Raw genomic sequence first — 24,742 nt, 5'->3', positions numbered from 1 at the left:
GAATTGAGAGTAAAATGACCGATCTTTTATCCAAATATGATCCGCTGATCCAGGAACGCGAAACCCTGCTCGCCACCGGCGTGAAGGACCCGTTTTCTCTGGTGATGGAAGAAGTTATTTCCCCCACCGTCGCCATTTGCAATGGCAAGGAAACCATCCTGCTCGGCACCTATAATTATATGGGTATGACGTTTGACGATGACGTGCGCGAAGCGGGCATTAAAGCGCTCAAAGAATTTGGTTCCGGCACGACCGGAAGCCGGGTTTTCAATGGAACCTACAGCCTGCACCGCGACTGCGAAGATGCGCTTAAAGAATTTTATGCGATGGACCATGCGATGGTCTTTTCCACCGGCTATCAGGCAAATTTGGGTATCATCTCAGCGTTGGCTGGCAAGGGTGACTATGTCATTCTCGACATTGATAGCCATGCCAGCATTTACGACGGCTGCTCCATGGGCAATGCCGAAATTGTCGCATTTCGCCATAATGATGTCGAAGCACTGGAAAAGCGGCTCAAACGTTTGCCCATAGACGCCGGGAAACTGGTCGTCCTCGAGGGCGTCTATTCCATGATGGGGGACGTCGCCCCGCTCAAGGAAATGGTCCGCGTGTGCAAAGAAAATGGCGCGATGGTGCTAGTCGATGAAGCCCATTCAATGGGATTTATCGGTGAAAATGGCCGCGGCGTCTGTGAAGACCAAGGCGTAATCGATGATGTTGATTTCATCATCGGCACGTTCAGCAAATCGGTCGGCACGGTTGGCGGTTTTTGTGTTTCCAACCATCCGAAATTTGAAATCTTGCGGCTGGTTTGCCGTCCCTATGTATTCACCGCCTCACTGCCGCCAAGCGTTATGGCAACGGCCAGTACTTCGATCCGCAAGCTGATGCATGCGGGCAATAAACGGGTGCATCTTTGGGAAAATAGCAAAAAGCTCCACAAAGGCCTGCGCGATCTGGGTTTCGAACTGGGAACAGCCGAAGCGCAAAGTGCGATTATTGCGGTCATCATGCCCGACCTCGAACGGGGTGCGATGATGTGGCAGGCATTGCTAGAAGAAGGGCTTTACGTCAATCTAGCACGGCCACCAGCGACACCGGCCAATATGACATTATTGCGGTGTTCCCTCTGTGCCGAACATACATCGGAACAAGTCGACCAGATTTTAGGCATGTTCGCAGCCGCAGGTAAAACAGTCGGTGCGATTTAAATATAGCCCCGTCAGCCGGTAAACAGCGTAGCGACTATTTAATCGCCCCGCCCGCTATTAAGCGCGGTAACATCGTGAGTGCGCCCAATATCGGCCATTTTCGCTGCCATGGCTTAATTACATAATCCGTTCCGGCATGGCGGTTTATCTTCCACGCAAGATAATCAATGCCGCCAGCATAAGTGCCTGATGCCTTGGCCAAGCGCGCCAACGTGAGCAACTTGCCGTTGCGGCGCAATCGGGGCCAACGGTTTTTCTCTGCCGCTATCTGCTTTTCCTGACCAGTGGCTATCATAACCTTGCCATCCAGTAATTTCGCGGCAATAGCGGTCTGTCCAATTACCGCTAAACCAAATTCTTCATAACGGTCGGGGGCAAAGGCGATCACCGATTGCGAACGCCCTTTGCGTTCGGCCCTTAATTCCGCACCATAGGTCAAGGCAAACCCTTTTTCCCACAACTGCGGGAGCGATACCGGCTGCTCCAGTTCGTCGGCATGAGCCAAAGCGCCGTTCAACAACGTAACCGGCGCGCCTTCTATCGCCTCAATCACGGCTTGGCGCGCCGCTTCATCCGCAAACCAAGGCATCCGTGACGGTTGGGCGAAACGGGCCCAGACACTGACGGCGCTGGCTTCGCGTCGGTTTAACTGGTGAAAATCTGCTTCGCTTAACACTGCGATTTTGGCGATCAGGCCGTCATTTTCGGCCGGGAATACATTCGGCGGCAACAGCTTGTTCGCGCCCACCAGCCAGCTTTTTCCATAGGCCGCCTCATAAGAGGAGACGATCAGATAAAAATCGAGCATCTGCCCTTCCAGCTCTGTGGTCCGTAGGCATGATCCGTAAAATAATACGGCGCGGGAGGCATTGCCATATTGCACCGCAATAGACGCTGCGAAAGCGGCCACGCGCGGTTCAACCGGCTCTGCCAGCTCCGCTTCGATCAGATGTTTAAGGTCGCTCACTCGCTATATGATAGCCTAAGCAGCGAGGCGAAGGAAAGACACCGGTTTGGTTGATTTCAAAACAATTGGCTGGCCTTCTTGTGCAAAGAATAATTCGCCGTCCATCACGACATTGCTATTCTTGCCTTCGATGCGAATCATGTCACCTTGTTCCAGATGGATGCCTTTTTGGACCGATTTTCCCAATCGGCCAAATAGCACAGAAATCATGAAACGGACCAAGGCCGCTGGTTTCTGGTCAATCGCCATGAATTGCAGGCGCCCGGGGTTACCGGCGGCCCTTGTCAGCCGGCGCATCAACAATAGTTTTTCGAGCGTCGTCACAATTACAATAGCGAAATTACCCTGATACTGACCCTTCCTGATCAGTGAAATGCTGATCGGTGATGGCAGGTTGGGCAGAAATTTCGCGCGTATGCCGAATAATACCGAGGCTAATGCGGCAAAAACAGTCAATATATGGGAAGCCGCATTGGGCAAACCGAGCGGATAAATCTTGTTCCGACAATAAAGGATGAATTCCGACAATCCCGCACCGCCGAGAAACATGCCTAGAACGACTTTACTATCCTTACTACCATCAGACAATGCAATCAGTTCACGGTTGACCAGATGCTCATGCAAATCATGCTTGGCCATTTCAACAATCCGCTCCAGCGCCTTTAAAGGATTGCCTTCCGCGCCCAGATCCAATGCAATTAAATTGGTTTTACCATTGGGCAAGACGGCAACTGGCGGAGGATTGTCTCCGAAATGCCCGCCTTGGTATAATTCCGTCAAGGCTGCCTGCACTGTGCCGTCACCGCCATTGATGACCAACACTTTCGGCTTCACTCTGGCTATTGTCTCTAACGCTTTGGTTATTTCATCAACATCGTCGACTTCATAATGAAAAACATCGCTGTTCTTTGCGCAATAAGAACGCACTTCCGGCAATATCGCGCGGTTTCCCGTAGAATTTGGATTAGAAAGCAGCGCTACATTGGCCATTATTTAATTGCCCGTTCCTTAGTAATATCTGCCCGTTACAGATATTTTATCTCAATATTGATCGACTTCACTTCATTACCCACTGGAAAAGCGGTCTTCTCGTAACCGGGCTTACCCAAGTTAAAAATATTGATGCTTGGATTGTTCGACATGCCGCCACCATCCTTGCTAATGTCGGTCTTGCCATTGCTATTCATATCGTGGCGCACAGCGATCCCGTAGGTTCCGCTGGATGGAACTGGCACACAAATGGCCATGGCATTGGCTTTAGCGGGCGTTTCAATACGATTGATCCACGCGCCTTTTTTCAGCCATTCCGCCTTAGTACCACGATAGAGTTGCACGCGGATTTTTCCGGATGAGGATTTAACACCGCTTAAATTCACCAACACCGCTGGCCCATTGCCACTCCGGCACTTGCTCAGGTCGTTGGATATTTTCTGTCCTGCGATAGACGCAGATACAGGCACAGCCAAAAGGGCGGTTGAAAGCGCAAGAGACGCAGCAAATTTCAACATGACGAAAATACTCCTAGTCGTTATACCCGCGTTCAAACTGCTGCGGATAGAGAATCAGCCCCCTGATATAATTATGGTTATGGGAATGATTTGCGGCAGAAACATGGTGAGAGGGCGACTATAAGTTGAAATTATTTAGTTCTACCGACCGATACATCGCCCGATTGATCGCTGTTCCGCTGATTAGCACGCTTGTGATCGCGGCAATGTTGCTGGTGCTCGAAAAAATGCTGCGTCTGTTCGATTTTGTTGCAGCGGAAGGCGGCCCGGTTAGCGTCGTGTGGCGGATGCTTGCAAATCTGATGCCGGAATATCTCTCGCTCGGCATTCCGATCGGCCTGTTATTGGGCATATTACTGGCTTTCCGCAAGCTTGCGCTTAGTTCGGAGCTAGATGTTTTTCGGGCTGTGGGTCAGGGTTATGGCCGCCTTTTAAAGGTTCCCTATATGTTTGCCGTCGCGCTGATGCTGGTCAATCTCGCGCTTGTCGGCTTCATCCAACCCTTGTCGCGCTATTATTACGAGGAATTGCGCTTTGAACTGCGGTCCGGTGCGTTGGGCGCATCGATCAAGGTCGGCGAATTTACCAATTTGGGCTCAAGAATGACGATGCGGATCGAGGAAAGCCGCGATAATGGCACAAAATTAAACGGCATGTTTGTGCGGGCCGAGAGTAAATCTGGGCAAGTTATGTCAGTCACTGCAGAGAGTGGACAGTTTTTGGCAACCGATGATCCCGACACGATAATATTGCGTTTGTCGCAAGGCGTTTTAATCCATGATTCCCCCAAATATAAAAAGCCCCGTATTTTGAGCTTTAGCAGCCATGATTTACCAATTGATCTGCCCGATATAGAAGCCTTTCGATCAAGAGGCGGCAAAGATCTGGAATATACAATTCCGGAACTGGTCCGTGTCGGACTGGATGGCGCGCGTCCGTTAAACGAACGGAACCAGAGCATAGCAAATTTCCATTTCCGCATGGTAGAAGTTGTGATGATGCTGCTCATGCCGCTTTTGGCCGTGGCTTTGGCGATACCGCCCAAAAGATCCAATTCGGCATTGGGTGTCTTCGTCTCAATCGTGATGATTGTCACTTATCACAAGATTAACCAATATGGCGAAGATCTCGGCGCATTGGGCATAGTTGAACCCGTAATAGCCCTATGGTTGCCGTTTTTAATGTTTAGCGGCCTGATCATCTGGATGTACTATATCGTCGCCCATGTCCCTGGCGGGCAGCCTATTGCAGCGCTAGAAAAGGCCTTTTCAAAATTTGGTGGTGTGTTCAAAAGCATACTTAATTTTAGCCGAAAGCGTGCCGATGTCCGGGAATAACCGCTCAACCCAAAACCCGATGAACGGAGACTCATAGCCATGGATTTTTTCCCATCGCGGACATTGGCCATTTACATGGCGAAAATGCTGATGCTTCGCACCTTCGCTGTGCTGGCAATGCTGGTACTGGTGCTACAAGCTCTGGATCTGCTCGGCGAAAGCGGACGCATTCTAGCACAAGAAGGCAATGGGCAAGGGGAATTATGGACCTATGTTACTTTGCGAGCGCCGCAATTAGTCGCCCGCTTCCTGCCCTTTGCGGTATTGCTGGGTACCATCATTACCGCTGCCACGCTCAACCAAAATAGCGAAGTCATCTCGATGAAAGCAGGCGGATTATCCGCGCACCAAATTCTGGCACCGCTGATCATCGCCAGCATGCTCGTCGCCATTATATCATTCCTGTATAATGAAATTGTTGTGGCTCCCGCGACAGCCCGGCTATCAGCATGGGAAAAAGTGGAATATGGACCAATACCCGAAGCCAGCAACGTGCGGACCAATATATGGGTCCGGGACGGCAATAGTCTGGTCAACGCAAAAACAGTGATCGGAAGCGGTAATGATGTGATTTTGCGGGATATCACAATCTACGACCGCGTCGATAATAGTTTACGTAGCCTGATGCAGGGCAAAGAAGCCCGGTTCACCGGATCTTCGTGGACGATGACAGGCGTGACACGATTTAACGTGGTTACCGGTACCGAAGAGCAAAAAGACAGCATTACGATCGGCAAGGCTTTGCGTCCCGATCAGTTCACCCTTGCCAATGTGAATGCCGAGGCACTTTCCTTCATGGAACTTCAATCAGCAATAGCTGAATTGAAAGAAGCAGGCCGCCCGACAATGGGGTTGGAATCTAGCCTGTGGCACAAAATTTCCGGCCCGTTATCGTCAATATTGATGCCTCTGCTAGGCGCGGTTGCCGCATTCGGACTCGCCCGATCCGGGCAATTATTCGTTCGTGCCGTCCTCGGCATGGCCTTGGGTTTCGCCTATTTTGTGGCGGACAATTTCTCGCTCGCCATGGGCACTATCGGTGCTTATCCGCCCATATTGGCCGCATGGGCACCATTCATGCTCTTCTTCCTGATTGGCGAAACGGTATTAATCAGAACCGAAGAATAGACTTAACCGGTTATGCTCGGTTGCGCCGATGCGGCATGACCAGAGCTTCCCCGAACCAGCCCAGCAACAAGCCCCCACAAACCGGTATGATTGGCGCGATAATAGGTCGAATCCTTTGGAAGCGCTTGGGTTATACGGCGATGCGCCTCACCCAAGCCATGATAAGGCACACCGGGTAGCAAATGGTGCAACGCATGATAGCGCAGCCCCACAGGCGCCCATAAAGCAGGCAAAAATCCTGGCGGCGGGACGTTGACACTATCAAGATATTGTTCGGTCACGCTCATCACATCACCGTCATTTTCCCACAAATGCGCCACTAAAGTACGGATTTGGTTGAGCACCACCGCACCCGCTGCAATTGCCACCGCGATCAAAAAGGCCCTCATCGGTAGAAAACCGACCGCCACAGCCATCAATAATCCTATCGCCCAAACGGTCGCCGCTATTTCCTGCGCATACCATATTTTCTTAAACTCAGCTTCGGGCGCGCGACGACGAAACTCGGGGTTTATTATCAAACCGGAATAACGCTCGACAACTACTCTGCGTAGCGGCGGGATCACTGCTGACAGCGGTGCCAGCAACGCATAACGAATGAATAGACCGACCGGAGCCAAAGCGGACACCAATACAAAAAGTGGCACTGTATAAGGCTTCATCAGAGCCAGCGGCAAGTATTCAGGATCTTCGACCGTGCCATAGCGTGTACGGGCATGATGGAGATTGTGAATCCCTTCGTACATGAAGGACGGTAACAATAGCGGAATACCGATCAAGGCGTTCCATACGAACCGGAAACCCGGCAAGGACCCGCGCCGAATATGGGTAAGCTCATGAATGAAGCTGCCCGCACGATAAAGTGCCAGAACCGAAATGATTCCCGCCAAAATGGCCAGACCGATGCTATCGACCATGATCGCGGCAACCATCGCACCATATCCAATCAGGGCCGAGGTCAGCAAATCGGTCCAATAGATCGCAGGGCGCACAACGTTCAGGTCACGCGTTACATTTGCCGCAGTGCGGATTAGCTCGTTATCATCAAAAGCTGCGATTTTCGCCGCCTTTGCAACAACGGCGTCCTTTAACATATTGGCGTCTTTAGCCTGAGGGGATGTAGCGTTCATAAGTTCCTGTCTTCTCTATAGGGCAATATACAGCAGGACATCGTGGCGAGATAATGGCATTGCTATGGTTTATCAAACTGATCTGCGGCATCGACAAGGCAGTTTCGAGCGCTTGACATATTGACCCGATTACCGCCACAGAACCGCAAAGCTTAGTGCAAATATCTGCTCAAGAGGTGCAATCATTACAGTGTCATCGCATATAATCATAGAAGCTGTTTCGACCAAGGGCCAGCTTAAGAAATTTGTGGAACTGGCCTATCGTCTTAATGCTGACGACCCTCATTGGGTGCCGCCGCTCAAATCCGAAGTCTATGCGCTGCTCAGTCCAAAGAAAAATCCGTTTTTCGAACATGCCACCGTTCAGCTTTTCCTCGCGTGCCAAGACGGCAAGCCGGTTGGCCGTATCAGCGCGCATATTGACCATCTGGCGCTTGAACAACCGGTAGAAAAGGGCCTAGGAGCAGGCACCGGCAACTGGGGCATGTTGGAAGCGGCCAATGAAGCAGTTACGACAAGCCTGATCGAAAGAGCCGAGAAATGGCTAAAAGCGCAAGGCATGCACCGTGTCATTGCACCGCTTAGCCTATCAATCTGGGATGAACCCGGCTTGCTAACAACCGGTCACGATCATAGTCCGACCGTGATGATGGGCCATAATAAGCCCGAGTATCAACGCTGGATCGAGGCTGAAGGTTATAAAAGCGCCAAAGAGCTGATCACCTATGATCTACCCATTGTAGATGGGTTTTCGCCGCTGATTGACCGGATTGTCAAATCTGGAGAACGCAATAGGAAACTCAAGCTGCGCAAGGTCGATAAATCGCATTTTGACCGCGATGCAAAAATCATCATGAACATCCTTAATGATGCGTGGTCGGACAACTGGGGCTTTGTGCCGCTAACCGACCATGAAATCGCCCATGTCAGTGTGAAGCTTAAACCGATAGTCTATGAAGACCTCATCATGATCGCAGAACTCGAAGGCAAGCCAGTTGCTTTCTTGATGACACTGCCCGATCTTAATGACCGGCTCAAAGGTATGAATGGTAGTTTGCTGCCGTTTAACTGGGCCAAATTGCTATGGTGGCTAAAATTTCCAAAATCCCCGACCATGCGCGTGCCGCTAATGGGCGTGATCAAGGAATTTCAAAACAGCCGGATCGCTAGCCAGATGGCGTTTATGATGATCGAATATATCCGGCGCGAAGCCGTATCCAAATATGGCGCTGTCCGCGGAGAGCTGGGCTGGGTATTGGAAGATAATCAAGGGATGGTCGCGATTGCCGATGCCATCGAATCCAAGGTGAACCGGGTCTATACGCTATATGAAAAAGCGATCTGATCGGTTTATCGGTAAAAGATTATCAAAAATCAGTATGACGCATTGAAAATGGGTTAGAGGCTCAGTTCAACCCACGTCGGCGCATGGTCGCTGGCCTTTTCCCGTCCGCGATGCTCTTTATCAACTCCGCAACTATGCAGCCGGTCTGCCGCCAAGGGGCTAAGCAGCAGGTGATCGATCCGAAATCCCTGATCTCGCTGCCAACCGCCGCTGCGATAATCCCAATAGGTCCAGATTTTACCGGCGGGATAGATGACTCCTAGCGCATCGGTCCAACCATCATGCAAAATACGCTGATATGCCTCCCGGCTTTCGGGCTGCATTAAAGCGTCATTTTCCATTGCTTTGACCAAGAACACATCATTGTCGCGAGGAATAACATTATAATCCCCTGCAAGGACGGCAGGAACTTCCTCTTGCCAAATTTCCGCCGCACGGTCGCGCAACCGCTTCATCCAACGCAGTTTGAAATCAAATTTGGGGCCCGGTTGCGGATTACCATTGGGCAGGTAAATGCTCGCCACCCTCACGGTTTCGCCATTAAGGTTTTTGACATTTGCCTCAAGATAGCGGCTATGTTCATCCTCAGGTTCCCCGTCAAGACCGCGCTTAATCTCTTCGGGTTGCTGATCCTTGGTTAGAATGGCAACGCCGTTAAAGCTTTTTTGCCCGTGCCAAATCGCACCATAGCCGATTTTCTCAAACTCGGCGGCTGGAAAACCTTCATCCTGCGTTTTAATTTCTTGCAAACAGGCAACATCCGGCTTGGTCTCTTCGAGCCACTCCAACAAGCGCGGCAGGCGAGCTTTTATACCATTAATATTGAAACTAGCGATTCTCATTGATGGCGCGATCAGATGGAAAAGCTGGAACCGCAACCACAACCGGATGCAGCATTGGGATTTGTAACCTGAAACGCGTTGCCGCCCAGAGATTCGACAAAATCAACGGCACTACCACGGACAAGGTCAAGGCTAATTTCATCAACGACCAGAGTTACGCCGGACTCTATTACCGCGATATCATCTGGTTCGATTTGTTCGGCTAAACCGAAGCGATATTGGAAACCGGAACATCCCCCGCCCTCTACTGACAAACGCAATATCGCTGGCTTAGCTTGCTTTTCGGCAATAGCTGCCACACGTTTCGCAGCATTGCTAGTCAGGAAAATATCCTGACCGATTTCTTGTTCGGAAGTTTGGACGGTCTGGGTCATGCTCTTAAGATAGGGACTGTGCAGCACAGTGTCAAAAGAAGCCGAGAGAAAAAGCGTCGAAAATTGATTCAGGCAAAAAAAAGGACCGATCAGCGTTTCAGCATCATCGATCCCTTAGAGCACCCTCTCCCAAAGGTGTGTCTTGTTTAGACTAAATTATTCCGCAGGTCCACCTAAAGCAGCACCGGGAGTAGCTTTTTGAGCCAAAAGAAAATCGCCTGATTGCATGAAAGGTATGGGATTAACCGCTTCGCCAGCAATACGCACTTCATAATGAAGGTGGCTACCGGTCGAACGCCCCGTGGAGCCCATGAAGCCGATAAGATCACCGCTCTTAACGCGCGTATTAGCTGCCACGTTCAAACGAGACATATGGCCGTAGCGAGTCTGAATTTCGTTACCATGGTTGATTTCAATATAATTGCCATAGCCATTAACCCATTGAGACCGGCCGACAATACCATCAGCTGTTGCATAGATTGGCGTACCGATAGGGCCAGCCATATCCAAACCCTTGTGACGGGCACGGCGACCTTGGAAAGGGTCAGAACGAAAGCCGTAAGAACTGGTCAGCTTAAAATTTTCAACGGGTTTACGTGATGGAATGGTCAGCTTGACAGGAGCGGCTTTTCCCTGCCCCGACCAGCTGTTAAAAAGTAGACGAAAAGCAGGATCGGCTTCACCCAATATATTATCGGGTCCGGAAGCCGCATTTTTCAATGCATCTACCGGAAGTCCGGCATCATCCGCAGCAGCGGCCATCGCGGTGGAAGAAAAAATCATTGCTGATCCAAAAATCGCGACTGTTGTGACTTTTTTCACAACGCTCTGAAACAATCCTACTACGCTATCGGTCATATACTGATCGAGTCCTGCTACTGGGAACCAAAAAACCTTGGTCCTAATTTTTGACAGAATGTCTGTCCCCCGTCTCTGAGACTCGAAGTAAGTTTATTTTGGTTAATTATTCAATACCAAGATAATATTCTTGGGTCAGACCGGCAGCAAGGCGCGCTGAGTCGTTGAATGGAGGCTTTAACCCGCCTCGAAAGTGGGTTTTTACAAGATTTTTCCAGTGGCGATAAGGATCGCTTTGTTGCCTATTACAACACCACTCAAACCATTTGGTTCCAAAAAAGACGTGATTTATTTCGTCATGATATATGCGGTTTAAAACTTTTGCGGTGAACGGATCACCCTGCGCTTCAAAGCGCGCAACCGTATCGAGCGTGATATCCAGTCCTCTCGCCTCTAGTACCATCGGGACAATGGCCAATCTCGCAGAGGCATCATATGCTGTTTCTTTCGCCGTATCCCAAAGACCATCATGGGCTGGTAATGCTCCATAGAAACTGCCCATCTCGCGCAACCGTCGCTCAAGCAAAACGAAATGCATTGCTTCTTCTGCGCCTACACGAAACCAGTCATCTGCAAATTCACGCGGAAATTCAGCGCCGAAACGCCCGATCATATCAAATGCCAGATCGATGGCGACAAATTCGATATGAGCCAAGGCATGAATTAATGCTATGCGTTTTGTGACAGATGTCCCCTTGCCTCTTCTGGGCATTTGTCCGGGCCGCAACAATTCCGGCCGTGCAGGACGTGCGGGGACATCCGGCATTTCAGTGCTAAAATCCGCCGTCAATATGCCCTTACGCCACTGTCTGGTGGCAAGACGCGCAGCCATGACCTTTGTCGCAGGATCTGGCATCATAAGAACGTGTCGGATCGCTTCGCCCGCAGACGAGTGCATGGTTCCAACGACAGTCATTTTCTGGCGCGCCTATGCAGCCTGAACTATGGCCAGTACTTCTTCCGCATGACCTTTGACCTTAACTTTTGGCCAAGCCTGAAGTACCATGCCATCCGGCCCGATTAAAAAGGTCGACCGAATAATGCCCATATAGGTTTTGCCGTACATTTTCTTTTCGGCCCAAACGCCTATTTTTTCAAGAAATGCAGTGCTTTCATCCGACGCAATATCGACGGTCAATTCCTGTTTGGTGATAAAATTTTGCTGACGCTTCGGGCTGTCTGCAGACATGCCCAGCACAGCAGCTCCGGCCTTTTCAAATTGCGGCAATAGTGCGGAAAAGTCCTTCGATTCCGTCGTGCATCCCGGTGTACTGGCTTTAGGATAGAAGAAAAGAACGAGCTTCTTGCCGCGATAGTCAGACAATTTCACTGTGCTACCATCGGGGGCGGTCAAGTCCATGTCCGGCATTTTATCGCCAACATCTATCATATAATATCTCCTAATATTTCATCGGGGTCCGGCCGCAAGTGCCGATTCCACTCGTCGATAACGCATTGGCGAGCCACATCATACCCGCTTAACAGAGCATCCCAACTTTCTTGGCCGGCCGCTTTGGCGATAAGCTCTCGACTTGTTTCCGCCGGATAATCGCATGTCGGCGACATTAGCCGCAATGCGACAAGCAAACGGGACATGAGTTCATGCGCAGCGACCATATTTTCATTTAGATGCCCCGCGGCGGCCAATCCCAGTGCGGCCTTGTCCAATTGCGGGTACAACGCATCCCCGGTTTTCAGCTGAAGGAAGTGAATGATAAACTCCCAGTCCACTAGCCCGCCTTCCATAAGCTTGGTATCTAATGGTCCTTTTGGTGGTTTGTGCTCGACAATATCCAGCCGCATCTTACGCACGGCTTTACGCAAGATTTCCGGCTCTTTTTCCTTCTGCAATATGGTTTTAATCTGGCTCTGCAACTGATCGCGCGCCTTAACGCTGCCATAGACAGGTCGGGCTCTGGTCAATGCCATATGCTCCCAAGTCCACGCGCTTTCATTCTGATATTTATAAAAGCTTTCCAACGTCACAGCCATTGGCCCCTGCGCACCAGAGGGCCGGAGCCGTGTATCCACCTCATAAAGCGGTCCGGCAGCCGTTGGCACTGACAGGGCCGCGACAATTCGCTGGGCGAGACGATTAAAATATTGTGTACCCCCCAAGGGACGCCGTCCGTCCGATTCAGCACTATGGTCACCCGTAAACAGAAATATCAGATCCAGGTCAGAGGCATGAGTCAAAGCCTCCCCGCCCAATCTGCCCAATGCGAGGATTAATATTTCGCTGCCAGCAACCTTGCCATGGACTGTTTCAAATTCTGAAATCGTGGCGTCGGTCAACACCTGAATAGCCGCCTCCGCGACGCGGGCATATCCCGCAGCAATGGCCAATGGATCGTGGCGCGACTCAATCAACTGCGTGCCAAGGGCAAACCGTTTTTCGCCGACCCGCGCGCGTACCCGGTCGAGCAGCATCTGATAATCATCACCATCTTCGCGCCGTGCAAACTGCACCGCTAGTTCCTCGACGCACGGCGGCAAATCCAATGCGGTTGCATCGATCAACCCTTCGAATAATTCCGTTCTGCGGGCCAATTCGTCCGCTAATACCGGCGCATGACTCAATATCCGGCCAAGCATTTCCCGTAGCGCTGGCCGCGCCTCTAACATGCGGAAAAAGTTAATCGCTGTCGGCAGCTTGTCGATCAGACCATCCAACCGAGTTAGCGCCTGTTGTGGATCTGGCGCTCCGGCAATAGCTTCGATCATATCGGGTAGAACTGCCTCAAAAGATTCGACCGCAGCCGTGCTTCTCAAGGCCGTTACTTTACCGCTCCGCCAGCGTTTGATTTTTTCCACAAAAATGCCGGTGTGTGTAACGCCGCGGCTCTCAAGCGCTGCTTCTAACGCCTGATCCGATTTCGGGAGCGCGCTACTATCATCAGAAGCAATCAGTTCGTCATAAATCACACCGAGCGATTCAACAGGCGTCTTTATTAAATCCAGCAGGCCCGTCCCTTGGTTCAGCCCATGCAGCCGTGCTACCCTGTCCATCCCGGCACTATCGTCCGGAAGGCTGTGGGTTTGCTGATCATTGATCATTTGCAGGCGATGCTCAATCACCCGGTAAAGCTCATAGGATTCAGCCAAAGTCTTAGCATAGCCTGCATTGATCCGCCCCGCATCAGCCAGTTCGCGCAAGGCGTCCCTTGTTGCTGGCACCCGCAGCGCCGGTTCGCGGCCACCATAGATTAACTGATGCATTTGCGCGTAAAATTCCGCTTCTCTGATCCCGCCCCGCCCGCGTTTCAGGTCATAGCCAGGTCCGAATTTTTGACCCGCGGCGTAATGATCCCGAATTTGTACGGACACCGCACCGATATTGCGAATAGCTCCATAATCCAGGGAACGCCGCCAGATAAACGGATTGATAGTTTCCAAAAAATAGCGTCCAAGCTCGGCATCACCGGCAGCAAAGCGCGAGCGGATAAACGCCGCCTGCTCCCATGCCAAAGCGCTTGATTCATAATAGCTGATCGCCGCATCTATCGGCAGCGCTACCGGGCTCACTTCTGGCGAGGGCCGCAGTCGCATATCAACGCGAAAGACATAGCCGTCAGCATCGCGGGCATTAAGCGCATCGACCAATTGCTGGCCTATACGGCGCGAAGAATCGCTCGGCTCTTCACGGCCACGCGTCGGGATTTTGTCTGGATCATAAAGAAAAATCGGGTCGATATCGGAGGAATAGTTGAGTTCCCGGCTGCCATGTTTGCCCAGCCCGATGACGGCAAAACCCGACGGATCAGCATCAGGATAGCGGGTGGCATATATATCTGCCAAAGCCTCCTCAAGCGCACGGTCGGCAAAATCGGACAGCTGTGTAATGACGTCGGTCAGGCTAAGCTGTCCGGCCAAATCCCCCACCGCCAGTGTCAGCGCCAATGCTCGCTTTTCCCACCTTAGTTTTTGGCGTACAGTTTCAGCCCCGAGGCCAGCGTCTTTTACAAAAGCAAAAGCCGCACTTAAATCCTCACCCAACAGCAAAGCCTTAAGTTCCGGCTGTATCTCCATAGCCATGGCGAGATAGGGCGCATTATTTTGCGCGCGCTTGATTGCATCTTGCAGACTGGTGGGTTTAGGCAGGCCCTGTATCATTGCCCGAGATATTTCCGGCGGAATTTATCGGCAAAGGCAGCAAAAGCGCCTTGTGCTATAGCCTCTCGCATACCTGCCATAAGTGATTGGTAAAAAGAAATATTATGCTCCGTCATTAACATCGCCCCCAATATTTCCTTTGAGCGAATCAGATGGTGTAGATAAGCTCGGCTATAGGTTTGGCATACAGAACAGGCGCAGGCCTCATCCAATGGCTCCAGATCTTCGGCAAATTGCGCATTGCGAATATTGATCGGCCCGGTTGCCGTAAATGCTTGGCCATTCCGGCCTGACCGGCTTGGCAGTACGCAATCGAACATATCGACACCGCGCTCAACCGCGCCCACCAGATCATCGGGCTTGCCTACTCCCATCAGATAGCGCGGCTTGTCGGCTGGCAATTGATCCGGGGCATAGTCCAGAACACCGAACATCGCCTCTTGCCCTTCCCCAACGGCCAAGCCGCCTATGGCATAGCCGTCAAAGCCAATTTCGATCAGTGCTTTGGCCGATGCTTCGCGAATATCTTTGTCCAGTGATCCCTGTTGAATACCGAAGAGCGCAGCTTTTGCGGCATGTTCCTTCCCACTGTCAAAACCATCACGGGACCGTTTTGCCCAGCGCATCGATCGTTCCATCGAAAGCACCGCTTCCTCACGCGTCGCACCATTTTTGGTACATTCGTCGAAGGCCATCACAATATCACTGCCCAGAAGGCGTTGAATTTCCATCGACCGTTCCGGCGTCAGCATATGGCGCGATCCGTCCAAATGGCTTTTGAACTCCACACCATTCTCGCTCATCTTGGTGAGATCAGTCAGGCTCATTACCTGATACCCGCCGCTGTCTGTCAGTATCGGCCGGTCCCAATTCATAAATTTGTGTAATCCGCCAAGTTTCGCCACCCGCTCCGCTCCGGGACGCAGCATCAGATGATAGGTATTGCCTAATATAATATCTGCGCCGGTTTTGCGGACAGTTTCCGGCTTCATCGCCTTCACCGTCGCGGCTGTTCCCACCGGCATAAAAGCGGGAGTGCGGATTTCCCCGCGCTGCATCGTGATTTTTCCCGTACGCGCCTTGCCATCGGTGGCGGCGATCGAAAAAGAAAAACGTTCGGCCATTAAAATTTGTCCCAATCAAATAAATAAGGTCCGAAAAGAGACAGAATTTTGCCTTTTTTCCCTTATGGTGTAACCAAAGGGTCGTTCTGTACGAATCCCTCATTAACTGTGCAGGATGGTAACAACTTTTCAAAGACCAAAATCGGGAGAATATTATGACAATGACAATGAACCTGGGTTCAGCCGCAACCGCACTCATCGCGGCGGCAGCTTTGTCGGCCTGTTCCGGCGGCGCTAACGAAGCAACCGAAGGCGCGGAAACCGCCAGCGCCGAAGAAGTCACCGAAGTGGTTGCGGCAGATAAAGAAAAATGTTTCGGCATCGCCAAAGCGGGCGAAAATGATTGCGCCGCTGGCGAAGGTACGACCTGCGCCGGAACAGCCGTTGTCGATTATCAGGGCAACGCTTGGAAATATACCGAAGCAGGCGAATGTGAGCCACAGGGTGGTTCGTTGACCGAAGTGGCCGACAATGATGCGCCGGTTCCCGTGGTTGCTAGCGAAAGCTAAGCGTTCAACATATCAGATTTTGAAAGGGCGGTTCCGATGGAGTCGCCCTTTTTTATGGTACCATATGGCGATATTGTTCGAACTTGGCCTTGTTCATACCCCGAGGAATATTTCCAAGTCCCTACTACCCCCTGATATGGGTTGCAGGGTTTCGATATGATCGCTACACGCTGCCCCGTCAATGAGGTGCGTTGGCTGAGTGGTCGAAAGCGCCGCACTCGAAATGCGGTATGCCAGCGATGGTATCTAGGGTTCGAATCCCTAACGCACCTCCACTGACATAAAATCCATAAACGCCGAACAAGCCGCGCGCGAAAACCATGGCCTGTAATTTCCCAACCAAGACACACAGACCACAAACAAACGGCTTACGCTTGCATCTATCCGATAACTGACTAAATTACGTATATGGTACAAACCAAACATATATCATCTAATAATCCGTTGCCAAAGGACACACCTGCGGTTCTCAGAGCCGATTTCACAATTGGCGATGTCGTGAAACATCGTCTGTTTGATTTTCGCGGCGTCATCTATGATATTGATCCGGTATTTGCCAATAGCGATGAATGGTATGACGCCATTCCAAAAGACTTACAGCCTTCCAAGGATCAGCCTTTCTATCATCTATTGGCGGAAAATGCCGACAGCAGCTATGTCGCTTATGTCAGCCAACAGAATCTGCTCGAAGATGATAGCGGAGAACCCGTGATGCATCCCGAAGTCGGACGGATGTTCAAATCGGTCAATGGCGGTAAATACCAGCTCCACTCCATTCACCGGCACTAGAGCCCGTACAAAAGGCTATGACTTAATCTTCCAGCCTTTTTTCAGCAAGATATAGCATAAGGCTGTCAAAGCGACATTGATGCCTAACAGCACGAAAGAGCCAACTATCACCGGCGAATCGGCTTCTCCAAGAAAACCGTACCGAAAACCGGAAATGGCGTAGAAAAAGGGATTAGCATGGCTTATTGCCTGAAATGTCGGGGCCAATCGATCGATTGAGTAAAAAGTGCCCGACAGCAAGGCGGCTGGAGCGACAACGAAATTAGTTACCGCTGCAGAATGGTCAAATTTTTCTGCCCATATTGATGTTAGCACACCCAGTAGAGCGAGCATGGAAGACCCCATGAAGCCGAACCAGAGGACGGCCCACCAATGGCTGATACTGACATCAACCCCAGGCCATAACGCCATGGCAGCCCAAACGGCAAAGCCCACCAGAAACGCCCGCGTTACCGCTGCCCCGACCAATCCAGCCAAGAGCTCACCGACAGACAAGGGTGGCATGAGATAATCTACAATCGTACCCTGAATTTTGCCCACCAACAGCGCAAAACTGCTATTTGCAAATGCATTTTGTAGCATCCCCATACAGATTAGTCCCGGCGCGATAAAATCAGCAAAAGGCACACCCATAACGGTGCTACCTCCCCTGCCCAGAGCAACGGTAAAAATCACCAGAAACAACAAAGTCGTAATTGCGGGCGCCCAGACAGTTTGCAGCTGCACTTTGAAAAAGCGGCGCACTTCTTTCCAATAGAGCGCGAAAAAGCCGCTCCAATTAACACCACGGATAACCGCCACCCCCGGTTCTGCATAGGTTGGCGCTATAAAAGCGGTCTGATCGGCTTCACTATTTTTAGGCTGGTCTAACATAGGCTTTTCGCCTATCGGCTAGCGGCGGCAATCACAACTAATATTTGCTGCCCCATATTATGTCTGATTGAATTTATGGCCATCCGGCCTATATTGAGTTGGATATTGGAATTAATTAGGATTTTGCATGGCTTGGACCGACGAACGTATCGATCATTTGAAACAGATGTGGGAAAAAGGCCTGACAGCAAGCCAAATTGCTGAAGAGCTAGGCGGCGTCAGCCGGAATGCGGTGATTGGCAAAGCCCATCGCCTCGGCCTGAAGTCCCGTCCATCTCCGGTAAAAGCGAAAGCGAAGACCGCGAAAGGCGAGAAGCCGGTGGTCAAACCGAAAAAAGTGCCGGTCAAAGAAACCAAAAAGCCTAAACAAAAAGAAGAACATGTTGCACGCCGTGCGATGCCGCCGCCAACACCGGCTGCACGCACCCATGCTGCGCAACAATCAAAAGTACCACGGACCGACGGCCCGAAAATCGTTTCAGTTGGCCCCGGCGGCTTTTTGCGCCAAGGCCCTGGCGATCAACAGGCACCGATCCCGCCCGCACCACCGCGGCGCTTGGTTCCCGCGAAACCCAGTGATGAAATTGCCGACAAGACAAGTTTGCTCGATCTGAACGACAAAATTTGTCGCTGGCCGATGAATCACCCCGGTGAACCGGATTTCCATTTTTGCGGCGTAGAAGTGAACCCCGGTTTCCCATATTGTGTAGAACATTGCGGCCGGGCATTTCAGGCGCAATTGCCACGCGGTGCGCGGCGTGCGCCACCACCCTTACCTTTTGGCGGCCCAAGAGTCCGCTAATCCGACCTATAGCAGAATATTTTACAGACCATTTGGCAAGAGGCCCAATAAGCCTCTTGCCAGTCTGACTCCCACGCTCTTATAGGATCATCATGTCCGATGATCTTTTTGGCGCTGATCCGCCTACCACTTCGAAGCCTGGTGAATATGATGCCTCTGCTATTGAGGTATTGGAAGGCTTGGAACCTGTCCGCAAACGCCCCGGCATGTATATTGGCGGCGTAGATGAACGCGCCCTCCACCACTTGGCGGCGGAAGTTATCGATAACAGCATGGACGAGGCCGTTGCGGGCCATGCCAATCGTATCGAGATCACTCTTGATAGCCAAAACCGTTTAACGGTTACGGATAACGGTCGCGGAATTCCCGTCGATGCCCATCCCAAATTTCCGGGTAAATCGGCGCTAGAAGTCATTATGACGACCTTGCATTCCGGCGGTAAATTTTCCGACAAAGCTTATGCAACGTCCGGCGGTCTGCACGGCGTTGGTGTTTCCGTAGTCAACGCCTTATCATCCGATACCGTCGTTGAAGTGGCGCGTAACAAGACCATTTACCGCCAGTCCTTTTCCCAAGGTATCGCGGTATCAAAACTGGAAGAAGTTGGCAGCACGCCGAACCGTCGCGGTACAAGCATCTCTTTCATTCCGGATACAGAGATTTTTGGTGAAGGTAATAAATTCAAACCGTCCCGCTTGTTCAAAATGGCCCGGTCAAAGGCTTATCTCTATGCGGGTGTCGAGATACGCTGGAAATGCGATGCCGAGCAAGCCAGCGATGATGTTCCTGCCGAAGCGGTTTTTCAATTTCCGGGCGGCCTATCGGACCATCTCCGCGAACAGCTGAGCGGCCGTGAATGCGTTACAACAGATTTCTTTGCCGGTCGTCAGGATTTTCCTGATAGCGCTGGCCGTGTTGAATGGGCGATCACTTGGCCGATTTGGACCGATGGCAGCTATAGCTGGTATTGCAACACTATCCCTACGCCCAATGGCGGCACCCATGAAACCGGCCTGCGCAATGCGCTTGTTAAAGGTCTGCGAGCTTTTGGTGAACTCGTACAACTCAAGAAAGCATCGCAACTCACCGCTGATGATATTATTTCGGGCGGGGAGATGATGCTCTCTGTGTTCATTCGCGAACCGCAATTCCAGAGCCAGACCAAAGACCGGCTGACTTCGCCAGAAGCATCGAAATTTGTCGAAAATGCCGTGCGAGATCATTTTGACCATTTCTTGACCGACAATATGGATCGCGGCAAAGCACTGTTGGGCTTTGTCATGGAACGGATGGACGAGCGGCTAAAACGCAAAGCCGAGCGCGAAGTTAAACGCAAAACTGCGACAAGCGGCCGCAAAGTGCGGCTGCCCGGCAAGCTTACCGATTGTTCCGGCAATGATCCGGCGGGCACAGAAATGTTCATCGTCGAAGGTGACAGTGCTGGTGGCTCTGCCAAACAAGCGCGCAATCGCAAGACGCAAGCGATCTTGCCGATACGCGGTAAAATCCTGAACGTGGCATCGGCCAATAGCGCCAAGATTTTTGCCAATTCCGAAATTGCCGATCTGACGTTGGCTTTGGGATGCGGCGTTCGAAAAGACTGCGATCCCGACAATTTGCGCTATGAGCGCGTGATTATCATGACGGATGCTGATGTCGATGGCGCACATATCGCAACGCTTTTAATGACTTATTTCTTTCAGGAAATGCCGGAACTGGTCCGGCAAGGGCATTTATTCCTTGCCCGTCCACCGCTTTATCGCCTGACTGCTGGTGGTAAGAGCCTCTATGCACAAGATGATAAAGCGCGTGCCGTCATTGAAAATGGTCCGTTTAAAGGCAAGAAAGTGGAAGTCAGCCGCTTTAAAGGTCTGGGTGAAATGAATCCCAGCCAGCTGAAAGAAACCACCATGGACCCTGAGACCCGGTCGCTATTCCGAGTAACATTGCCGCAGGAATATGAAAACCGCGCAGCTGTTAAGGATCTTGTGGACCGCTTAATGGGCAAAAACCCGGAACACCGTTTTAATTTCATTCAGCAAAATGCGGCCAGCCTTGATGAAGAGGCGATTGATGCCTAACCGGCCTAGCCGATTCTGGATCATCGCAGCGTTTGTTCTAACCTCTGCTTTTTCTGCGCCTTCTTATGCACAGACCGTCCAAATTTCGCCTGTTTCTTCTGAATATCAGAGCCGCGCAGATAAATTGCTGGAAATTTTGAAAGGCTCGCAGAAGGAAGAAAGTTTCTTCGCAAGCTCGTTTTTAGATGCGGTCCCGCTGACCCAGTTCCGTAATTTTCTAAGCCAAATCAACATCCAATATGGCCAGCCCGTCAGCATCAGAAGAATTATCCCGGCAAGCAACACAGACGGTACGGTCGAGATAAGTTATACCAAAGCCATTGTTGCCATGCGGATGGTCTTGGATAGCAACGCTCCCCATCCCGTTATCGGCCTGCAAGTCACCGGAGCGAATATAAATAGTGATAGCATACAGAAAATCACGGAGGAATTTCGTGACCTGCCGGGCATTGCCAGTTTCCAGATTGCCGACTTGTCGGGTGCAAAAATCCAGACGGTCGCTGCTTTCCATGCAGACAAGCAATTGGCGATTGGATCGACGTTCAAGCTTTATATATTAGCAGAGCTGTCGCGCAGCATAGCGGCGAAGGAACACAGGTGGAGTGATGTCGTTACGTTGGACCGCAAATCCCTGCCTTCCGGCGTACTTCAAAATTGGCCCGATGGCGCGCCGCTTACGCTGCAAACACTTGCAACATTGATGATCTCGATCAGCGATAATAGCGCAACCGATATCCTGATAAATGCCCTCGGCCGCAAGAATATTGAAGAAATGTTGCGGCTTACAGGTCATGCGCAATCCGCAAAAACAATACCATTGCTCACAACATTGGAAATGTTCGCGCTTAAAATGCCGGCCAATGACGATCTTCGCGAAGCTTTTGTTGCCGCTTCCGAAGATGAACAACAAAGGCTGATTGAAACGAAACAAGACCGTTTGGATTTGCCCTCGGTATCCATATCCAATCTTGCCAACAAGCCGCTGCATATCGACACGATCGAATGGTTTGCTTCGCCTGCTGATATCAGCAAGCTGTTGCACTATATTGCTAAAACCGGCGATCCGGTAGTTCGTGACATATTGAAAATCAACCCGATCATACCGCCGGGAGATGCCTTGCGGTGGGTTGTTATCGGAGCGAAAGGCGGGTCTGAACCCGGCGTCATATCCTTTGCATTTTTGACGGAGTCCCACTCCGGCAAGACTTATGCTGTTTCGGGAAGCTGGAATAATAACCAGATTCCGGTAGATGCCACCAAGTTTATATCCATGATGAACCGGTTATTGAATCTAACCGCCGCGCGTTAAATCATCGCTTTCAGCAAAGTCTATTCCGACAATGCGGCGACGAACGCCTTTACTTTTTTCTGCCGCCATTGGGGAAGCGGTGCGACGAGCCAATAACCGCGGGTGGATTTACTATCCTCCCCGATTATTTCGACGCGGCCGTCCTTCAAATCCTGTTGTACCAGCATTTTCGGAACCCATGCATGGCCAAAACCATTGGCTGCCGCTTCAATAGCAAGACCGCCATCGGCGACCCGCATCAATGTTTCTTCGCCTTCAGAAATCGGGCAGCCGGGCCAGTCAATTTTTGGTCCCGCTTTTCCGCCTGGTGCAGCGACTTTAACGAACATCGTGTCGCCTAAAATAACGCCTTCATTATCACCGGGACCATCGGTCAGCCCGATGGCGACATCCAAATTAGCTTCCGTAAAATCTGCGCCGCATTCAGATGCAACCAATGCAAAACTAACGCCCTCATTATCCTTAGAAAATTGGGCAAGCTTTGCATTGAGCCATTTCGCGGTCAAATCGCGCGGCGCCGCTATCGTCAATTTATGCGAGGATTGCCCCGCCTGCATCGCCCGCACAGCATCTTCAAATTCTAAAAAGCCTGACCGCAGCGCATCAAGGCCCGCAGCCGCTTCATCCGTCAATTCCAAACCTTTAGGCGTACGCCGAAACATAACCACGCCCAGCATATCCTCTAGCGCCCTGATCTGTTGCCCCACAGCCGCAGGCGTAACAGCAAGTTCATCGGCCGCCCGCGTAAAGCTGAGATGCCGCGCTGCGGCATCGAGCACACGAAGCCCGTTTAGCGGTAAATGGGTCCGCTTCATTGTTCTACTGTAGGGGCGGTAAGAGGGAAGTTGGGTATTCGGACTTCAAAAGCATCCGGCTCCACGCCGACAAACACGAAATGTCCGGCCATCGCGCCGCTAGGCGTGTTGAGGGGGCAACCAGATACATAATCATGCGATTTTCCCGGCTGGATAATCGGCTGCTCTCCAATAACACCCTCACCGTCGACTTTATGCAAACCTCCACGGGCATCAGAAATACGCCAATGCCTTGTCAGTAATTGGACCGCGCTATCGCGCCCATTCTCGATACGGATGTGATAGGCCCAAAACCAGCGTAGACCGTCAATGTCGGACTGCTCCGGCAAAAATGTCACCGAAACCCTGACGGTTACACCATCGGTAGTTTCTGCAAATGGGAAGAATGATTCCATCATCATCTTACACTAGCCTCAAAGACCGATAGACGAAAGAGCCTGATCCAAATCTTCGATCAGATCGATGGAGTCTTCCAGTCCCACATTAATCCGTAGCATGTCTTCGCTAATCCCGATTTCCAATCGCGCCTCTTCACCCAGCCCATGATGGGTGGTCGATGAAGGATGGCACATAAGCGAACGGCTATCCCCGATGTTATTAGAAATATCGATAAGATTCAATGCATTAAGCAATGCATGAGCCTCTTTCCGTCCGCCGCCGACATAGAGCGAAAATATCGGTCCCGCCGCTTCCATCTGACTCATCGCCAGATTATGTTGAGGGTGGCTAGGCAGCCCCGGGCACAATATTTTCTCTACTCGCTGCTCTAAAAACTTGGCCACTTCGATAGCATTATTACTCTGTTTGCGGATACGAAGGTCGAGAGTCTCGAGTCCCTTCAATACAACCCAGGCATTAAAGGCACTAAGCGTTGGCCCCGTATTGCGAGTGAAGGCCAGCAAGCTTCCCTCGATAAACTCTTCCGTACCACAAATAGCACCAGCCAGAACACGGCCCTGCCCGTCCATCATTTTCGTCGCGCTATAGGCGACAACATCAGCACCAAATTCCATGGGCCGTTGAAGCACATTGGTTGCAAAGGCGTTGTCGACAACGCTGGTAATGCCCTTCGCCTTTGCTAGACCGCAAACAGCGCGCATATCAATGACGTCCATCGTCGGATTGGCAGGTGTTTCAAAAAAGAAGACTTTCGTCTTTGGCGTAATCGCCTTTTCCCAATTACCCAGTTCCCGACCATCAATGACCGTCGTTTCGATACCAAATTTGGGCAGCAAGCTGTCGGTCAACCAGCGGCAAGATCCAAAAAGCGCACGGCTTGCTACCACATGATCGCCTGCCTCCAACTGACATAGCAAAGCGGCCGTCATCGCCGCCATGCCGGACGCCGTTGTCCGACAAGCTTCCGAACCTTCCATCATGGCGATGCGTTCTTCGAGCATCTGCACCGTTGGATTTTGCAGACGGCTATAGGTCATACCGCTCTGCTCGCCGTTAAAACGTGCGGCCGCGTCTTCCGCGCAGTCATAAGCATAGCCAGACGTCAGGAATAACGCTTCCGACGTTTCACCAAATTCGCTGCGCATCGTACCGCTGCGGATCGCTTTGGTCGCTGGGCGCCAATGCTTTGTAATTTCTCGATTTTGGCCAGTATCTCTTTTCATGG

Annotated in this window: 24 protein-coding genes and 1 tRNA gene; 10 read left to right on the top strand and 15 right to left on the bottom strand. The window is 51.4% G+C overall.

Features of this window, described 5'->3' with window-relative positions:
- The first annotated feature begins 14 nt into the window (after positions 1-14).
- Positions 15-1,214, top strand: coding sequence for a serine palmitoyltransferase (gene spt / locus V7676_RS02820; RefSeq protein WP_335658140.1), 1,200 nt, complete (start codon positions 15-17; stop codon positions 1,212-1,214).
- Between the two features lie 34 nt (positions 1,215-1,248).
- Here the strand turns inward: spt and V7676_RS02815 are convergent, their stop codons facing one another.
- The 3 genes from V7676_RS02815 to V7676_RS02805 are packed head-to-tail and all read right to left on the bottom strand — an operon-like array spanning position 1,249 to position 3,689.
- Positions 1,249-2,181 (bottom strand): hypothetical protein, encoded by a 933-nt coding sequence (locus V7676_RS02815; protein ID WP_335658139.1) that lies wholly within the window; start codon positions 2,179-2,181, stop codon positions 1,249-1,251.
- Between the two features lie 15 nt (positions 2,182-2,196).
- Positions 2,197-3,171 (bottom strand): diacylglycerol/lipid kinase family protein, encoded by a 975-nt coding sequence (locus V7676_RS02810; RefSeq protein ID WP_335658138.1) that lies wholly within the window; start codon positions 3,169-3,171, stop codon positions 2,197-2,199.
- Positions 3,172-3,206: 35 nt separating this feature from the next.
- Positions 3,207-3,689 carry a DUF2141 domain-containing protein gene (locus tag V7676_RS02805; RefSeq protein ID WP_335658137.1) on the bottom strand — a complete coding sequence of 161 codons (483 nt, stop codon included), beginning with the start codon at positions 3,687-3,689 and terminating at the stop codon, positions 3,207-3,209.
- 125 nt (positions 3,690-3,814) lie between these two features.
- Between V7676_RS02805 and lptF the strand changes: the two genes are divergently transcribed.
- Positions 3,815-5,026 carry an LPS export ABC transporter permease LptF gene (lptF, locus tag V7676_RS02800; protein ID WP_335658136.1) on the top strand — a complete coding sequence of 404 codons (1,212 nt, stop codon included), beginning with the start codon at positions 3,815-3,817 and terminating at the stop codon, positions 5,024-5,026.
- A 33-nt stretch (positions 5,027-5,059) separates the two neighbouring features.
- Positions 5,060-6,154 (top strand): LPS export ABC transporter permease LptG, encoded by a 1,095-nt coding sequence (gene lptG, locus V7676_RS02795; RefSeq protein WP_335658889.1) that lies wholly within the window; start codon positions 5,060-5,062, stop codon positions 6,152-6,154.
- Between the two features lie 2 nt (positions 6,155-6,156).
- On the opposite strand, the gene V7676_RS02790 is transcribed toward lptG, so the two are convergent.
- A complete protein-coding gene (locus V7676_RS02790; protein WP_442955385.1) occupies positions 6,157-7,284 on the bottom strand; it encodes a fatty acid desaturase family protein in 1,128 nt (375 codons plus the stop codon).
- Between the two features lie 190 nt (positions 7,285-7,474).
- Between V7676_RS02790 and V7676_RS02785 the strand changes: the two genes are divergently transcribed.
- Positions 7,475-8,629 carry an N-acetyltransferase gene (locus V7676_RS02785; protein ID WP_335658135.1) on the top strand — a complete coding sequence of 385 codons (1,155 nt, stop codon included), beginning with the start codon at positions 7,475-7,477 and terminating at the stop codon, positions 8,627-8,629.
- 53 nt (positions 8,630-8,682) lie between these two features.
- Here the strand turns inward: V7676_RS02785 and xth are convergent, their stop codons facing one another.
- The 7 genes from xth to tgt form a co-directional block, all read right to left on the bottom strand.
- Positions 8,683-9,471, bottom strand: a complete 789-nt coding sequence (gene xth / locus V7676_RS02780; protein WP_335658134.1) for an exodeoxyribonuclease III — start codon at positions 9,469-9,471, stop codon at positions 8,683-8,685.
- A gap of 11 nt (positions 9,472-9,482) precedes the next feature.
- On the bottom strand, positions 9,483-9,845 hold the full coding sequence (erpA, locus tag V7676_RS02775; protein WP_335658133.1) for an iron-sulfur cluster insertion protein ErpA: 363 nt from the start codon (positions 9,843-9,845) through the stop codon (positions 9,483-9,485).
- Positions 9,846-10,001: 156 nt separating this feature from the next.
- Positions 10,002-10,703, bottom strand: coding sequence for a M23 family metallopeptidase (locus tag V7676_RS02770; RefSeq protein ID WP_335658132.1), 702 nt, complete (start codon positions 10,701-10,703; stop codon positions 10,002-10,004).
- A 106-nt stretch (positions 10,704-10,809) separates the two neighbouring features.
- Positions 10,810-11,619 (bottom strand): ferritin-like domain-containing protein, encoded by an 810-nt coding sequence (locus V7676_RS02765; RefSeq protein WP_335658131.1) that lies wholly within the window; start codon positions 11,617-11,619, stop codon positions 10,810-10,812.
- A 12-nt stretch (positions 11,620-11,631) separates the two neighbouring features.
- A complete protein-coding gene (locus tag V7676_RS02760) occupies positions 11,632-12,093 on the bottom strand; it encodes a peroxiredoxin (RefSeq protein WP_335658130.1) in 462 nt (153 codons plus the stop codon).
- Complete coding sequence (glnE, locus tag V7676_RS02755; protein ID WP_335658129.1) at positions 12,090-14,816, bottom strand: bifunctional [glutamate--ammonia ligase]-adenylyl-L-tyrosine phosphorylase/[glutamate--ammonia-ligase] adenylyltransferase; 2,727 nt, start codon at positions 14,814-14,816, stop codon at positions 12,090-12,092. Before glnE ends, V7676_RS02760 begins: the two co-directional genes overlap by 4 nt.
- Positions 14,813-15,940 carry a tRNA guanosine(34) transglycosylase Tgt gene (gene tgt, locus V7676_RS02750; protein ID WP_335658128.1) on the bottom strand — a complete coding sequence of 376 codons (1,128 nt, stop codon included), beginning with the start codon at positions 15,938-15,940 and terminating at the stop codon, positions 14,813-14,815. The genes glnE and tgt overlap by 4 nt, the downstream gene beginning before the upstream one ends.
- Positions 15,941-16,095: 155 nt before the next feature.
- On the opposite strand from tgt, the gene V7676_RS02745 reads away from it, so the two are divergent.
- From V7676_RS02745 to hspQ, 3 genes are all read left to right on the top strand, one after another.
- On the top strand, positions 16,096-16,449 hold the full coding sequence (locus V7676_RS02745; RefSeq protein WP_335658127.1) for a BufA1 family periplasmic bufferin-type metallophore: 354 nt from the start codon (positions 16,096-16,098) through the stop codon (positions 16,447-16,449).
- Between the two features lie 185 nt (positions 16,450-16,634).
- Positions 16,635-16,724, top strand: a tRNA-Ser gene (locus V7676_RS02740).
- Between the two features lie 133 nt (positions 16,725-16,857).
- The gene (hspQ, locus tag V7676_RS02735) at positions 16,858-17,238 is read left to right on the top strand and encodes a heat shock protein HspQ (RefSeq protein WP_335658126.1); all 381 of its coding nucleotides are present in this window, start codon (positions 16,858-16,860) and stop codon (positions 17,236-17,238) included.
- 15 nt (positions 17,239-17,253) lie between these two features.
- Here the strand turns inward: hspQ and V7676_RS02730 are convergent, their stop codons facing one another.
- Positions 17,254-18,111, bottom strand: coding sequence for an ABC transporter permease (locus V7676_RS02730; protein WP_335658125.1), 858 nt, complete (start codon positions 18,109-18,111; stop codon positions 17,254-17,256).
- A 127-nt stretch (positions 18,112-18,238) separates the two neighbouring features.
- Between V7676_RS02730 and V7676_RS02725 the strand changes: the two genes are divergently transcribed.
- The 3 genes from V7676_RS02725 to V7676_RS02715 all read left to right on the top strand — a co-directional run bounded on the left by V7676_RS02725 (position 18,239) and on the right by V7676_RS02715 (position 22,303).
- Entirely contained in the window at positions 18,239-18,913 is a 675-nt protein-coding gene (locus V7676_RS02725) for a GcrA family cell cycle regulator (RefSeq protein WP_335658124.1), read from the top strand.
- Between the two features lie 92 nt (positions 18,914-19,005).
- Complete coding sequence (gene parE, locus V7676_RS02720) at positions 19,006-20,994, top strand: DNA topoisomerase IV subunit B (RefSeq protein ID WP_335658123.1); 1,989 nt, start codon at positions 19,006-19,008, stop codon at positions 20,992-20,994.
- Positions 20,987-22,303 carry a serine hydrolase gene (locus V7676_RS02715; protein ID WP_335658122.1) on the top strand — a complete coding sequence of 439 codons (1,317 nt, stop codon included), beginning with the start codon at positions 20,987-20,989 and terminating at the stop codon, positions 22,301-22,303. Before parE ends, V7676_RS02715 begins: the two co-directional genes overlap by 8 nt.
- A 20-nt stretch (positions 22,304-22,323) precedes the next feature.
- Here the strand turns inward: V7676_RS02715 and V7676_RS02710 are convergent, their stop codons facing one another.
- From V7676_RS02710 to V7676_RS02700, 3 genes are read right to left on the bottom strand one after another with little or no spacing between them, the layout of a single operon-like run.
- Positions 22,324-23,118 carry a LysR family transcriptional regulator gene (locus V7676_RS02710; RefSeq protein ID WP_335658121.1) on the bottom strand — a complete coding sequence of 265 codons (795 nt, stop codon included), beginning with the start codon at positions 23,116-23,118 and terminating at the stop codon, positions 22,324-22,326.
- Positions 23,115-23,513, bottom strand: coding sequence for a Co2+/Mg2+ efflux protein ApaG (gene apaG / locus V7676_RS02705; protein ID WP_335658887.1), 399 nt, complete (start codon positions 23,511-23,513; stop codon positions 23,115-23,117). The genes V7676_RS02710 and apaG overlap by 4 nt, the downstream gene beginning before the upstream one ends.
- Positions 23,514-23,531: 18 nt before the next feature.
- Positions 23,532-24,740 carry a trans-sulfuration enzyme family protein gene (locus tag V7676_RS02700; protein WP_335658120.1) on the bottom strand — a complete coding sequence of 403 codons (1,209 nt, stop codon included), beginning with the start codon at positions 24,738-24,740 and terminating at the stop codon, positions 23,532-23,534.
- Positions 24,741-24,742 lie beyond the last annotated feature (2 nt).

Origin of the sequence: Parasphingorhabdus sp. (assembly GCF_036963805.1) — a bacterium.
Classification (GTDB): domain Bacteria; phylum Pseudomonadota; class Alphaproteobacteria; order Sphingomonadales; family Sphingomonadaceae; genus Parasphingorhabdus.
The sequence above is the reverse complement of the archived record's forward strand: the minus strand, read 5'-3'. Positions and strand labels throughout refer to the sequence as shown.

Coding starts and splice junctions, on each gene's coding strand:
- V7676_RS02715 (WP_335658122.1), top strand. CDS start 20,987: ATGCCTAACCGGCCTAGCCGATTCTGGATCATCGCAGCGTTTGTTCTA.
- spt (WP_335658140.1), top strand. CDS start 15: ATGACCGATCTTTTATCCAAATATGATCCGCTGATCCAGGAACGCGAA.
- glnE (WP_335658129.1), bottom strand. CDS start 14,816: ATGATACAGGGCCTGCCTAAACCCACCAGTCTGCAAGATGCAATCAAG.
- tgt (WP_335658128.1), bottom strand. CDS start 15,940: ATGGCCGAACGTTTTTCTTTTTCGATCGCCGCCACCGATGGCAAGGCG.
- parE (WP_335658123.1), top strand. CDS start 19,006: ATGTCCGATGATCTTTTTGGCGCTGATCCGCCTACCACTTCGAAGCCT.
- apaG (WP_335658887.1), bottom strand. CDS start 23,513: ATGGAATCATTCTTCCCATTTGCAGAAACTACCGATGGTGTAACCGTC.
- V7676_RS02810 (WP_335658138.1), bottom strand. CDS start 3,171: ATGGCCAATGTAGCGCTGCTTTCTAATCCAAATTCTACGGGAAACCGC.
- V7676_RS02700 (WP_335658120.1), bottom strand. CDS start 24,740: ATGAAAAGAGATACTGGCCAAAATCGAGAAATTACAAAGCATTGGCGC.
- V7676_RS02790 (WP_442955385.1), bottom strand. CDS start 7,284: ATGAACGCTACATCCCCTCAGGCTAAAGACGCCAATATGTTAAAGGAC.
- V7676_RS02725 (WP_335658124.1), top strand. CDS start 18,239: ATGGCTTGGACCGACGAACGTATCGATCATTTGAAACAGATGTGGGAA.
- V7676_RS02760 (WP_335658130.1), bottom strand. CDS start 12,093: ATGATAGATGTTGGCGATAAAATGCCGGACATGGACTTGACCGCCCCC.
- V7676_RS02710 (WP_335658121.1), bottom strand. CDS start 23,118: ATGAAGCGGACCCATTTACCGCTAAACGGGCTTCGTGTGCTCGATGCC.
- xth (WP_335658134.1), bottom strand. CDS start 9,471: ATGAGAATCGCTAGTTTCAATATTAATGGTATAAAAGCTCGCCTGCCG.
- erpA (WP_335658133.1), bottom strand. CDS start 9,845: ATGACCCAGACCGTCCAAACTTCCGAACAAGAAATCGGTCAGGATATT.
- hspQ (WP_335658126.1), top strand. CDS start 16,858: ATGGTACAAACCAAACATATATCATCTAATAATCCGTTGCCAAAGGAC.
- V7676_RS02805 (WP_335658137.1), bottom strand. CDS start 3,689: ATGTTGAAATTTGCTGCGTCTCTTGCGCTTTCAACCGCCCTTTTGGCT.
- V7676_RS02745 (WP_335658127.1), top strand. CDS start 16,096: ATGACAATGACAATGAACCTGGGTTCAGCCGCAACCGCACTCATCGCG.
- V7676_RS02730 (WP_335658125.1), bottom strand. CDS start 18,111: ATGTTAGACCAGCCTAAAAATAGTGAAGCCGATCAGACCGCTTTTATA.
- V7676_RS02770 (WP_335658132.1), bottom strand. CDS start 10,703: ATGACCGATAGCGTAGTAGGATTGTTTCAGAGCGTTGTGAAAAAAGTC.
- V7676_RS02765 (WP_335658131.1), bottom strand. CDS start 11,619: ATGACTGTCGTTGGAACCATGCACTCGTCTGCGGGCGAAGCGATCCGA.